The organism is Bacillus sp. D386, assembly GCF_006346415.1.
In genome coordinates this window covers 1-12,503 of sequence record NZ_VEMV01000004.1, presented here as the reverse complement: position 1 = coordinate 12,503, position 12,503 = coordinate 1, and the positions used below count along the sequence as shown (strand labels likewise).

The window sequence follows — 12,503 nt, the reverse complement described above, 5'->3', positions numbered from 1 at the left end:
ATTCAAAAAAAAATCTCCGAAATCATTCGGAGATTTTGTTCACGCTATTTATTTGGCGAAATCACGATATGACGATGTGGTTCAGTACCAGCAGAGTACGTTTTGACTTTTTTATTATTCATCAGCGCCGTATGAATCACTTTTCTTTCAAATGATGGCATGGGCTCCAATGAAACTTCTTTTTTTGTATAGATAGCTTTATTAGCCATTTTTTCCGAAAGATTAACTAAAGCTTCATTTCTTCGGCTCCGGTAATCCTCTGCATCGAGCATGATCGTTAGATATTGGGTAGAGTTCTTATTTACTACAAGCTGAGTCAGGTATTGAAGGGAATTTAATGTTTGTCCCCTTTTTCCAATCAGCATGGCTATTTTCTCACCAGATAACTCAAATGTAACAACTTTGCCTTCTTGCTTATGATGAACATGTACCTCTGCACCCATTTTTTCTGCTACATTCTCGATGAATTGTTTTGCTTCTGCTAACGGATCATGCTTTACAGTCACCTTCACGATAGCCGGTCTTGAGCCAAACAGGCCTAAAAAACCTTTTTTCCCTTCATCTACAACTTGGATTTCAGTCTTTTCCTTCGTTGTATTTAATTCCTTAAGAGCAGATTCAACAGCTTCATTAACTGTTTGGGCTGTAGCGGTTACTTGTTTCACTTTTTCTTACCTCCGGCTTTTACATTTGATTTATCGGCTTTTGCTTGCTTTAAATCAGGCCCTTTAATGAAGTAAGTTTGGGCAATCGAGAAAATATTACCAACAACCCAGTATAAAGATAGTGCTGCCGGGAAGTTAATTGCGAACACAATAATCATAATCGGCATAATATATAGCATCATTTGCATAGTTGGATTATCATCCTGTCCAACCATGGATATTTTTTGTTGAATAAAGGTTGTTGCACCTGCAATTAGCGGAAGGATAAAGTATGGATCCTTGTCGCCTAAATCAAACCATAGGAAACTATGATTAGCAATTTCAGTTGTTCTCATAATTGCGTGATAGAACGCAATCAAAATCGGCATTTGAACAAAAATCGGCAAACATCCTGCCAATGGGTTTACCCCATGTTTTTGGAACAAAGCCATTGTTTCCTGCTGCAGTTTTTGTTGAGTTTCAGCATCCTTAGAGCTGTATTTCTCTTTCAATCTATTCATTTCCGGTTGAATAGCCTGCATCGCTTTTGTACTTTTAATTTGTTTAATCATCAATGGTAAAATCAATAATCTAACCAAAATTGTGACCAGAATAATCGATATTCCATATTTATTACCTAATAACTCAGCCATTTTGATTATCAGCCAGGAAAGCGGATAAACAAAGTATTGATTCCAGATACCAGTACTTTCTGAATCTATTGGTTGATTGACTTCACTACATCCTGATAGAACAGCAATGAGAAAAACAACCGAACCAAAGAGAAGCATATGTTTCTTCTTCAAGCCTTATTTCCTCCTAACTACTTAAGAGGCATTAATACCTCTTATATGCCAATGAATGTATTTTAACATCTTTTAGATGTCTACGCCTAAATGTTTTAGGCTTTTTTATAACAGAAAACCTACACTACATTTTTCTCAAGACGCCAGCACGCTTTAATACATGGATTAGACTCGCTTTCGATTCATGGAAGTCCATTTCTGAGGTCGGTTTTCTTGCAACAATGATGTAATCATTCCCCTTCATGATTCGATCATCAAGCTCTAAAAAGGATTGCCTTACATAACGTTTAACACGGTTCCGTGTCACTGCATTGCCAATTTTCTTACTCACTGAAAGACCCAGACGAAAGTTTGTCTGTTCCTTCTTTAATACGTAAATAACAAATTGCCTGTTCGCAAAAGATTTACCTTTTTTAAATACTTCCTGGAAATCCTGATTCTTTTTAATCCTGCGCTCTTTGTTCATATATCCACCTGCACCTAACACATACGTTCAACTTTTAAATGGGTTTCGATTTATTTCTAATCCCATTATATTTCCATTGTACATCATTAACAAATTTACGCATTATTAAAACGCCAATCTGTATATAACTTTGATCTATTTCTCATCTTAATCATTAAAAAACGCTATAAGCTTAAAAAAAGACCACTGAAATGGTCAGTGGTCTAGGCAGATAATACTTTTCTTCCTTTACGACGACGAGCTGCAAGAACACGACGTCCGTTTTTTGTGCTCATGCGGGCACGGAACCCATGAACTTTGCTGTGTTTACGTTTATTTGGTTGGTACGTTCTTTTCATATTAGTACACCTCCCTGAGGATTACAGTTAAAGACAGTCTTTACAATTATATAGATGGTGATACGTAATTGTCAACTTATACTTTCAAACATTAAAAACTACCTTCTGATTTACAAATAAATAAATTTATATGGATCGCTTAAATTTCATTTTTAAAATTTACCTTGTTCTCTATGGATAGGTTGTGGATAATTAAATTATCACTATTTAACAATCCACACCCCTTTTCGACAGGTTTTGCACAAACCCACTTCTTGTGGAAAACTTTCATCCCCATTCACTGAGTCTTGTGGATAAATAACAAAAAACGTTGCAACTCAAGCAAATTTTTGATATCATATTTTTTGTTTTCATTCTTAATAACTTATCCACATAAATAATTATCCACAGATTGTTAATAAGCTGTGGATAGGATTTTACACAGGAGCGTATAACTTTGTCCACAGGAAGTGGATATTGTCGAAAACCTATATTCCCCATAATGTTCCTTATACATTGTTTTTTATATTTATACATTTCCTATTTATATTGTTTTAATTCAAGTTTATTGTGGTTTGGCTGTCTTTGAAGGAGGATTGACGAGTGAAAAATATAGATGAGCTATGGAAGCACTCATTATCAATATTAGAAAAGAAAATAAGCAAGCCAAGCTTTGAAACCTGGCTGAAGTCTACAAAAGCTTATTCTTTAAAAAAGGATACACTCACAGTAATTGCGCCAAACGAGTTTGCCCGAGATTGGCTAGAGGAACGTTACTCAGATGTAATAGGTGAGGTTTTATACGAAACTACAGGCGAACAATTGGAAGTTAAATTCATTATTCCTCACAACCAAAGGGAAGAAGAATATGATTTACCCGCACCGGCCAAAAGGGTTAGAAAATCAGATGACGATCAGCATGAGATACCTCAAACCTTATTAATACCAAAGTATACTTTTGATACTTTCGTTATTGGTTCCGGCAACCGTTTTGCCCATGCAGCATCCTTGGCTGTAGCGGAAGCTCCGGCTAAAGCCTATAATCCTCTATTTATTTATGGGGGAGTTGGACTTGGTAAAACACATTTAATGCATGCTATCGGCCATTATGTATTGGAGCACAACCCATCAGCTAAAGTGGTTTATTTGTCATCCGAGAAATTTACAAATGAATTTATTAATTCAATCCGAGATAACCGTGCTGAAGATTTCCGTAATAAATACCGGAATGTCGATGTACTGCTAATTGATGATATTCAATTTTTAGCTGGAAAAGAATCGACTCAGGAGGAATTTTTCCATACGTTTAATGCACTCCACGAGGAAAGTAAGCAAATCGTTATCTCAAGTGATCGTCCTCCGAAAGAGATTCCGACTCTTGAAGATCGGTTGCGGTCTCGTTTTGAATGGGGTCTGATTACTGATATTACACCACCAGATCTCGAAACAAGGATTGCGATCCTGCGGAAGAAAGCAAAAGCTGAACGACTGGATATTTCGAATGAAGTTATGATTTATATAGCCAACCAAATCGATTCCAACATTCGTGAGCTCGAAGGAGCCCTAATAAGAGTGGTAGCCTATTCTTCCTTAATAAATAAGGATATTAACGCAGACTTAGCTGCCGAAGCTCTAAAGGATATCATTCCGAATTCGAAACCAAAAATTATCGCTATATCGGATATTCAGAGGACAGTTGGAGAATACTTTAATGTAAAATTAGATGATTTTAAAGCTAAAAAACGGACAAAATCAGTTGCCTTCCCTAGGCAGATTGCTATGTATTTGTCCAGAGAGCTTACGGACTCTTCATTGCCCAAAATAGGTGAAGAATTTGGAGGACGTGACCATACAACTGTTATACATGCACATGAAAAAATATCTAAGCTTTTACAAATCGATTCTCAGCTACAGGATCATATTAAGGAAATTACTTTAAAACTTAACAATCACTGATCAACGAAGCAGTTACTAACTGTTGATAATCAATTAAGTTGCTATCAAGATTACTCACAGTCTGTCCACATGTGGATAGACTGTTTTTCGGTCAAATAGTTGAGTTATCCACATTTCCACAGGCCCTACTATTACTTCTTCTTTTATTTTTATAAATAAATTAATAAATATGTATCTAAAATCAATCATCATACTGGGAGGATTACTTATGAAAATTACGATTCAGCGCGACCGTCTGGTCCAAAGTGTTACTGATGTTCTTAAAGCGGTATCAACCCGTACAACGATACCAATTCTTACTGGAATAAAAATTAAAGCAAATGAAGAAGGGGTCACTTTAACAGGAAGTGATTCTGATATCTCTATTGAATCATTCATTCCAGCAGAAGAAGAAGGCAATGAACTAGTTGAAATTAAAGAGTCTGGATCAATCGTTTTACCGGCTCGTTTCTTTGCTGAAATCGTAAAAAAACTTCCAGAGAGCACAGTTGATTTGGAAGTATATGCACACCTGCAAACAATTATTCGTTCAGGAAAAGCTGAATATAAACTAAACGGACTAAATGCTGAAGATTATCCACAGCTTCCTCAAATGGAAGAACAGCATATGTATTCTATGCCAATCGATTTATTAAAAAATATTATCCGTCAAACTATTTTCGCAGTGTCCACCTCAGAAACACGCCCTGTGTTGACAGGTGTAAACTGGCGCATAGAAGATGGGCAATTAATCTGTATTGCAACAGATAGCCATCGTTTGGCTATGAGAAAAACGGTGATTAATGGGAATGGTGATAGCTACAGTGTAGTCGTCCCTGGAAAGAGCTTAAGTGAATTAAGTAAAATCCTCGATGACACGGATGAAGAAATAAAAATTATATTTACAGAAAATCAGGTACTGTTTAAATCAAAAAATTTATTATTCTTCTCCAGATTATTAGAGGGTAATTATCCAGACACTTCTCGATTAATACCGAATGAAAGCAAAACAGATGTTAGAATAAATACAAAGGAACTTCTTCATGCCATTGATCGTGCTTCTTTATTAGCGAGAGAAAGCAGAAATAATGTTGTTAAGCTTTCTACAATGGGAAATTCCTATATTGAAATTTCCTCTCATACACCAGAGGTTGGTACAGTAACTGAGGAAATTGTTACTCAAACGATTGAGGGAGAGGAATTAAAAATATCCTTTAGTGCGAAATATATGATGGATGCCCTAAAAGCCTTGAATGTAACAGAAGTGACTATTAATTTTACTGGAGCGATGAGACCATTTGTTCTTAAAGGTGTAGATGACGATAGTATGCTGCAGTTAATACTGCCTGTTAGAACATATTGATTTAAAAATTTTTGAGAACCTGTTTTTGGATATGCATCGAAACAGGTTCTTTTTGTGCAAAACCAAATTTTTTAGTAAAATAAACTTTTAGAGACTTTTACAGGTGGGATTATTATGATGGAATCAATACGTATTCAAACCGAGTATATTACCCTCGGGCAATTTTTAAAATTAGCGAGTATTATCGACTCTGGCGGGAACGCAAAATGGTTTCTTTCAGAATATGAGGTATACGTGAATGGTGAACTGGATGTTCGCAGAGGCAGAAAGCTCCGGGTTGGAGACCGTATTGAAATCCCGGATGTCGGTTCCTATATTATTACGGATTAAAGTAAAGGATCTAAAGATATGTATCTTGAAAAGATTAGTCTTCAACATTATAGAAACTATGAAAGTCTGACCGCCGAATTTGAAAATAAGGTGAATGTTATACTGGGCGAAAATGCTCAAGGAAAAACAAATGTGATGGAAGCTATGTATGTACTGGCCATGGCTAAATCTCACCGCACCTCCAATGATAAAGATCTTATTCGATGGGACCAGGAATATGCTAAAATAGAGGGAAGAGTATTGAAAAACAGAGGACCTCTTCCTATGGAATTGATTATTTCCAAAAAAGGCAAAAAAGCTAAAAGTAATCATTTGGAGCAAAAGCGTTTGAGCCAGTATATCGGCAATATGAATGTGATTATGTTTGCTCCGGAGGACTTAAACCTGGTGAAGGGCAGCCCTTTAATCAGAAGACGCTTTATAGATATGGAAATAGGACAAGTATCGCCTGTTTATTTACATGATATAAACCAATACCAAAAGATTCTCAATCAACGTAATGCGTTTTTGAGGCAAGCACAGCTGAGCAAAAGAGCTGACGATGCTATGCTTGCGGTTCTAAATGACCAATTCATTCATTATGCTGCAAGAATTCTTTTAAAGAGGTTTGAGTTCCTTGAATTGCTTAAGAATTGGGCAAAACCTATCCATAAAGGCATTTCTAGAGGTCTAGAAACGCTGGATATTCAATATAAACCATCCATAGAGGTATCAGAATCTATGGACTTGTCGAAAATAGTAGAAAGATTTCAGGAAAAATTTGATAAAATAAGTACTAGAGAAAAAGAACGAGGCACAACATTAATTGGTCCACATAGAGATGACCTGCAATTCTTCGTCAATGGTCATGATGTGCAAACGTTTGGGTCGCAAGGCCAGCAAAGAACAACAGCCTTATCTTTAAAATTAGCTGAAATTGAGCTGATTCATTCAGAAATCAATGAATATCCAATTCTTTTGCTTGATGATGTTCTATCTGAATTGGATGATTACAGACAATCGCATTTGTTGAATACCATTCAAGGTAAGGTACAAACCTTTGTAACGACTACAAGTGTAGACGGAATCGATCATCAAACATTGAGAGAAGCTGCAACCTTTCAAGTGAAAAGCGGAACAATGTCCAGATTGAAATGAGGTGGTTAAGATGTATCTTCATGTCGGAAATGATACTGTAATTAAGACTAGTGAACTAGTTACGGCACTTGATGCCAAAATGCTAACAGATTCACCTGTATTACAGAGATTTTTAGATGAAAATAAAGTTATTGATCTGGCTGAAGGTAATACAAAATCAATTGTGGTTACAGTTCATCACATCTATCTCTCACCAATTGGACTAACTGCTTTGAAAAGAAAATCAGCAAAGATGTCTACGTTGTAACACAATCGATAAGATACGAAATAAATGCATGAAAAGTGTAGGTGAAATGGTTTGACAATGGAGCAAAAAGAAATACAAAAAGAATCCTATGATGAAAACCAGATACAAATACTTGAAGGGCTAGAGGCAGTACGTAAAAGGCCTGGTATGTATATTGGTTCCACAAGTTCCAGAGGGCTTCACCATTTAGTCTGGGAAATTGTTGATAACAGTATTGATGAAGCACTGGCAGGATATTGTGATGAAATCAATGTATTCATCAATAAAGACAATAGTATTACGGTTAAGGATAATGGTCGTGGTATTCCTGTTGGTATACACGAAAAAGTAGGCCGTCCTGCAGTAGAAGTCATTATGACAACTTTACATGCCGGTGGTAAATTTGGCGGTGGAGGCTACAAAGTCTCCGGCGGTCTTCATGGTGTGGGTGCTTCAGTTGTTAATGCCCTGTCTACTGAATTGTCTGTCCAAGTAGAACGTGAAGGGAAAATTCATCTTCAACGTTTTGAAAGAGGTACACCAAAAGGCGAGCTTGAGATTTTAGGCGAATCCGATCGTACTGGTACAACTATTACATTTAAACCTGATGGTGAAATTTTTACGGAAACTCTTATATATGAATATGAGATTTTGGCGGTAAGATTAAGGGAATTAGCCTTCTTAAACCGTGGTATTAAAATCACGATTAAGGATGAACGTGAAGATGGTAAAGAAAATGAATATTACTATGAAGGCGGCATTAAATCCTATGTAGAACATCTAAATCGTACGAGAGAGGTACTTCACGAAGAACCAATCTATGTCGAGGGTGCTAAAGATGGGATTTCTGTTGAGGTTGCTTTGCAATACAATGATAGTTTTACAAGTAATATTTATTCATTTGCCAATAATATCCACACCTATGAAGGTGGAGCACACGAATCTGGATTTAAAACAGCCTTAACTCGTGTAATAAATGATTATGCAAGGAAATACGGCATTTTCAAGGAAAATGACCAAAATTTAACCGGTGAAGATGTTCGCGAAGGCCTAACTGCGATTGTATCGATCAAACACCCTGATCCGCAGTTCGAAGGACAAACGAAAACTAAACTTGGTAACTCTGAGGCAAGAACGATTACTGACTCCATTTTCTCTGAAAAAATGGAGAAATTCATGCTTGAAAATCCTAGTGTCGCAAGAAAAATTATCGATAAAGGATTAATGGCTGCCAGAGCGAGAGCAGCAGCCAAAAAGGCTAGAGAGCTAACAAGAAGAAAGAGTGCATTGGAGATTTCCAACTTACCAGGGAAATTGGCTGACTGTTCTTCAAAAGATCCATCCATTAGCGAAATTTACATCGTTGAGGGTGATTCTGCTGGCGGATCGGCAAAATCTGGCCGTGATCGACACTTCCAGGCCATTTTGCCTTTACGCGGTAAAATACTAAACGTGGAAAAAGCGCGTCTGGATAGAATTCTTGGCAATCAAGAGATCAGAATGATTGTAACAGCTCTGGGAACTGGTATTGGTGAGGATTTTGATATTACGAAGGCACGATATCATAAAGTTGTCATCATGACTGATGCCGATGTCGACGGTGCCCATATCAGAACCTTATTGTTGACGTTCTTCTATCGTTATATGCGACCGATTATTGAAAATGGTTATATCTATATTGCTCAGCCACCGTTATACAAAATACAGCAAGGCAAGCGTATAATGTATGCTTATAATGATCGAGAGCTGGAAAGTATTATGAGTGAGCTCCCTAGCCAGCCAAAACCTGGTCTACAGCGTTATAAAGGTTTGGGTGAAATGAATGCAACACAGTTATGGGATACAACGATGGATCCGGAGCACAGAACATTGTTGCAGGTTAGTCTAGAAGATGCAATCGATGCAGATGAAACCTTTGAAATGCTTATGGGCGACAAAGTCGAACCGCGTCGGAATTTCATTGAAGAAAATGCATTACAAGTTAAGAATCTAGATATATAAATTCGATTGATTTTTAAGTATGACTTCAATGGGATTGTTATTGAATTGGGGAATAGCGATCCATACATCTTTTCTGCAGGATAGACAACATCTATCCTGTCTTTTTACATGTATAACTGGATTTTGCGGATAAGAGGAGGTAATTCCATGGCGGAAATGGAAAACTCGAGGGTTAAAGAAATAAATATAAGTCAGGAAATGCGAACATCATTCTTGGATTATGCTATGAGTGTTATCGTAGCCAGAGCACTTCCGGATGTTCGTGATGGGTTGAAGCCTGTGCATAGGCGTGTATTGTACGCTATGAATGATTTAGGTATGACGTCGGATAAAGCATTTAAGAAATCGGCACGTATCGTTGGTGAAGTTATCGGTAAATACCATCCTCATGGTGATACGGCAGTCTACGACACGATGGTCCGTATGGCTCAGGATTTCAACCTTAGATATATGCTGGTTGAGGGGCATGGTAACTTTGGATCTGTTGATGGTGATTCAGCTGCGGCAATGCGTTATACAGAAGCCCGTATGTCAAAAATATCAATGGAGTTAGTTAGAGACTTAAACAAGGATACAATCGATTACCGAGACAACTACGATGGTTCAGAAAAGGAACCAGTGGTACTTCCATCACGTTTTCCTAACCTGCTTGTAAATGGCTCTTCTGGAATTGCGGTTGGTATGGCTACGAATATTCCTCCACATCAGTTAGGAGAGGTCATTGATGGTGTGCTTGCTTTAAGTAAAGACCCTGAGATCTCCATACAGGAATTGATGGAAATTATTCCGGGTCCGGACTTTCCAACTGCAGGTCAAATTTTAGGAAGAAGCGGTATTCGTAAAGCTTATGAAACTGGTCGTGGTTCCATCACGTTAAGGGCAAGATCGTTTATTGAAGAGAAACAAAACGGTAAACAGGTCATTATTGTAACGGAACTTCCATACCAAGTGAACAAAGCCAAACTGGTTGAACGTATTGCAGACTTGGTACGTGACAAGAAAATTGAAGGTATTACAGATTTACGGGATGAGTCAGACCGTAATGGTATGCGTATCGTAATTGAATTAAGAAGAGACACGAATGCAAACGTACTTTTAAATAATTTATATAAGCATACAGCAATGCAAACAACCTTTGGCATCAACATGCTCTCTCTTGTTGATGACCAGCCGAAGGTTCTTAATCTGAAACAAATGCTTTATTACTATTTGGAACATCAGAAGGTAATTATTCGCAGAAGAACGCAATTTGAACTTCGTAAAGCAGAAGCAAGAGCGCATATTTTAGAAGGACTACGAATTGCACTTGATCATATTGATGAAATTATAGCCTTAATCCGTGGCTCTCAAACTACTGATATTGCCAGAGAAGGATTAATGACTAAATTCGAATTGACTGAAAAGCAAGCTCAGGCGATCTTGGATATGCGTCTGCAAAGGTTAACAGGCTTAGAACGAGATAAAATCGAAAACGAATATAAAGAGCTTATGACATTGATTGGCGAGTTAAGAGCCATTCTTGCTGATGAAGAAAAGTTGCTTGACTTAATTCGTGAAGAGTTAACTGAAATTAAAGAACGGTTTAATGACGAAAGAAGAACAGAAATTGTCTTGGCCGGTCTGGAACATATTGAGGATGAAGACTTAATCCCTCAAGAGAATATCGTTATCTCTTTAACGAATAAAGGGTATATCAAGCGACTGCCAGCATCCACATACAGAAGTCAGCGTCGTGGAGGACGAGGTATTCAGGGAATGGGTACCAATGAAGATGACTTTGTTGAGCATCTGCTAACAACTTCAACGCATGATACAATTCTCTTCTTTACTAATAAAGGGAAAGTATATCGTTCGAAGGGGTATGAAATACCTGAATATGGACGGACAGCTAAAGGTCTGCCAATTATAAACTTACTTGAAATTGAAAAAGATGAGTGGATTAATGCAATTATCCCAGTTGAAGAATTTGTGGACGATTGGTTCTTATTCTTTACTACTAAACAAGGGATTTCTAAACGTTCCCCATTATCTTCTTTTGCCAATATTAGAAATAACGGATTGATTGCAGTTGGTTTGCGTGATAACGATGAATTGATTTCCGTTAAACTAACAGATGGCACCCGGAACATCATCATTGGAACAAAAGATGGTCAATTGATCCGATTCCCAGAAACTGATGTGCGTTCAATGGGACGTACAGCAACGGGTGTGAAAGGAATCACTTTAAGCGAGAATGATGAAGTAGTAGGTATGGATATACTCGAAGAAAATGATGATATATTAATCGTTACTCGCAATGGGTATGGAAAACGTACCGGAGAAGAAGAATATAGAATTCAAAGTCGTGGCGGTAAAGGAATTAAAACCTGCAATATAACCGATAAAACTGGTTCATTAGTATCTGTAAAAACTGTTACAGGTGAAGAAGATTTAATGGTTATTACTGCTGCGGGTGTTATTATTCGTATGGATGTTGGACAGATCTCCCGTTTAGGAAGAAATACAATGGGTGTTAAATTGATCAGACTTGAATCAGGTGATGATCAATATGTGTCTACAGTAGCTAAGGTACAAAAAGAAGAAGACTCTCCTGAGGATGACGAGCAGGAAGAAACAGTAGAACAAACAGAAATACAATCAGAAGAACAAACAGAACAAGGCACGGATGTTGAACCACTGGATTCACCTGAAGAAGAATAATAGGAGATAATACATTTGGTATATACAAAATAGCTTTTACTAACAACACCTCTTTTTAAAAGAGGTGTTGTTTTTATAAATGATTGTTTAAAGAAATTGGTTTGAGGTCGTATCATATTATGCTGTTTATATGGAGTTGATACATGCTAATAACAGCATTCATCTGTAGATTGGAGATGATAAGAGAGGCAGAGTTAAAACCTTTAAGCTAATACGATTAGTTGATTATATTTGTTTTATAGCTTTTTATAAAAAAGTGTTGCATTCCTGCCTGGAAATTGATATACTGATTTAGCTGACCGGGAAACACCGGGATGCACAAACATTAAATAAAAAAAGTTGTTGACAAAAGGTTGCTAACTTGATATGATAGTTAAGTCGCTAAAACGACAACAAAACAGATTGTTCTTTGAAAACTAAACAAAACGAAACGCCAAGCAAGTCTAAAAACAAGAGATTTTTAAAATCTCGTCAATTTGCTTTAAAATTTAGCTAGATCAAACATCTTTCGGAGAGTTTGATCCTGGCTCAGGACGAACGCTGGCGGCGTGCCTAATACATGCAAGTCGAGCGAATCT

At 37.2% G+C, this 12,503-nt stretch carries 11 protein-coding genes and 1 rRNA gene; 8 read left to right on the top strand and 4 right to left on the bottom strand.

Going from position 1 to position 12,503, the window contains the following annotated elements; all coding sequences use genetic code 11:
* Positions 1-44: 44 nt before the first annotated feature.
* The 4 genes from jag to rpmH all read right to left on the bottom strand — a co-directional run bounded on the left by jag (position 45) and on the right by rpmH (position 2,254).
* Positions 45-665: an RNA-binding cell elongation regulator Jag/EloR gene (jag, locus tag FHY45_RS12155; protein ID WP_066109723.1), complete on the bottom strand. Its 621-nt coding sequence runs from the start codon at positions 663-665 to the stop codon at positions 45-47.
* Positions 662-1,435, bottom strand: a complete 774-nt coding sequence (gene spoIIIJ, locus FHY45_RS12150; RefSeq protein ID WP_066109790.1) for a YidC family membrane integrase SpoIIIJ — start codon at positions 1,433-1,435, stop codon at positions 662-664. The genes jag and spoIIIJ overlap by 4 nt, the downstream gene beginning before the upstream one ends.
* 139 nt (positions 1,436-1,574) lie before the next feature.
* Positions 1,575-1,916, bottom strand: a complete 342-nt coding sequence (gene rnpA / locus FHY45_RS12145) for a ribonuclease P protein component (RefSeq protein WP_066109724.1) — start codon at positions 1,914-1,916, stop codon at positions 1,575-1,577.
* A 203-nt stretch (positions 1,917-2,119) separates the two neighbouring features.
* A complete protein-coding gene (rpmH, locus tag FHY45_RS12140; RefSeq protein ID WP_066109727.1) occupies positions 2,120-2,254 on the bottom strand; it encodes a 50S ribosomal protein L34 in 135 nt (44 codons plus the stop codon).
* A gap of 582 nt (positions 2,255-2,836) precedes the next feature.
* On the opposite strand from rpmH, the gene dnaA reads away from it, so the two are divergent.
* From dnaA to FHY45_RS12100, 8 genes are all read left to right on the top strand, one after another.
* The gene (gene dnaA, locus FHY45_RS12135) at positions 2,837-4,189 is read left to right on the top strand and encodes a chromosomal replication initiator protein DnaA (RefSeq protein ID WP_066109730.1); all 1,353 of its coding nucleotides are present in this window, start codon (positions 2,837-2,839) and stop codon (positions 4,187-4,189) included.
* Positions 4,190-4,397: 208 nt separating this feature from the next.
* Positions 4,398-5,531, top strand: a complete 1,134-nt coding sequence (gene dnaN, locus FHY45_RS12130) for a DNA polymerase III subunit beta (protein WP_066109733.1) — start codon at positions 4,398-4,400, stop codon at positions 5,529-5,531.
* A 114-nt stretch (positions 5,532-5,645) separates the two neighbouring features.
* Positions 5,646-5,861 (top strand): S4 domain-containing protein YaaA, encoded by a 216-nt coding sequence (gene yaaA, locus FHY45_RS12125; RefSeq protein WP_066109738.1) that lies wholly within the window; start codon positions 5,646-5,648, stop codon positions 5,859-5,861.
* A gap of 18 nt (positions 5,862-5,879) precedes the next feature.
* The gene (gene recF / locus FHY45_RS12120; RefSeq protein ID WP_066109741.1) at positions 5,880-6,998 is read left to right on the top strand and encodes a DNA replication/repair protein RecF; all 1,119 of its coding nucleotides are present in this window, start codon (positions 5,880-5,882) and stop codon (positions 6,996-6,998) included.
* A 10-nt stretch (positions 6,999-7,008) separates the two neighbouring features.
* Positions 7,009-7,245, top strand: coding sequence for an extracellular matrix regulator RemB (gene remB, locus FHY45_RS12115; RefSeq protein ID WP_066109744.1), 237 nt, complete (start codon positions 7,009-7,011; stop codon positions 7,243-7,245).
* Between the two features lie 57 nt (positions 7,246-7,302).
* Positions 7,303-9,225, top strand: a complete 1,923-nt coding sequence (gene gyrB / locus FHY45_RS12110; RefSeq protein ID WP_066109747.1) for a DNA topoisomerase (ATP-hydrolyzing) subunit B — start codon at positions 7,303-7,305, stop codon at positions 9,223-9,225.
* A gap of 147 nt (positions 9,226-9,372) precedes the next feature.
* Positions 9,373-11,925 carry a DNA gyrase subunit A gene (gyrA, locus tag FHY45_RS12105; RefSeq protein ID WP_066109750.1) on the top strand — a complete coding sequence of 851 codons (2,553 nt, stop codon included), beginning with the start codon at positions 9,373-9,375 and terminating at the stop codon, positions 11,923-11,925.
* A 505-nt stretch (positions 11,926-12,430) separates the two neighbouring features.
* A 16S ribosomal RNA gene (locus tag FHY45_RS12100) occupies positions 12,431-12,503 on the top strand; the annotation flags it as partial.

Bases quoted from the DNA above. Each gene is read 5' to 3' on its own strand.
- spoIIIJ (WP_066109790.1), bottom strand. From the start codon at position 1,435: ATGCTTCTCTTTGGTTCGGTTGTTTTTCTCATTGCTGTTCTATCAGGA.
- rnpA (WP_066109724.1), bottom strand. From the start codon at position 1,916: ATGAACAAAGAGCGCAGGATTAAAAAGAATCAGGATTTCCAGGAAGTA.
- gyrA (WP_066109750.1), top strand. From the start codon at position 9,373: ATGGCGGAAATGGAAAACTCGAGGGTTAAAGAAATAAATATAAGTCAG.
- rpmH (WP_066109727.1), bottom strand. From the start codon at position 2,254: ATGAAAAGAACGTACCAACCAAATAAACGTAAACACAGCAAAGTTCAT.
- remB (WP_066109744.1), top strand. From the start codon at position 7,009: ATGTATCTTCATGTCGGAAATGATACTGTAATTAAGACTAGTGAACTA.
- dnaN (WP_066109733.1), top strand. From the start codon at position 4,398: ATGAAAATTACGATTCAGCGCGACCGTCTGGTCCAAAGTGTTACTGAT.
- yaaA (WP_066109738.1), top strand. From the start codon at position 5,646: ATGATGGAATCAATACGTATTCAAACCGAGTATATTACCCTCGGGCAA.
- recF (WP_066109741.1), top strand. From the start codon at position 5,880: ATGTATCTTGAAAAGATTAGTCTTCAACATTATAGAAACTATGAAAGT.
- gyrB (WP_066109747.1), top strand. From the start codon at position 7,303: ATGGAGCAAAAAGAAATACAAAAAGAATCCTATGATGAAAACCAGATA.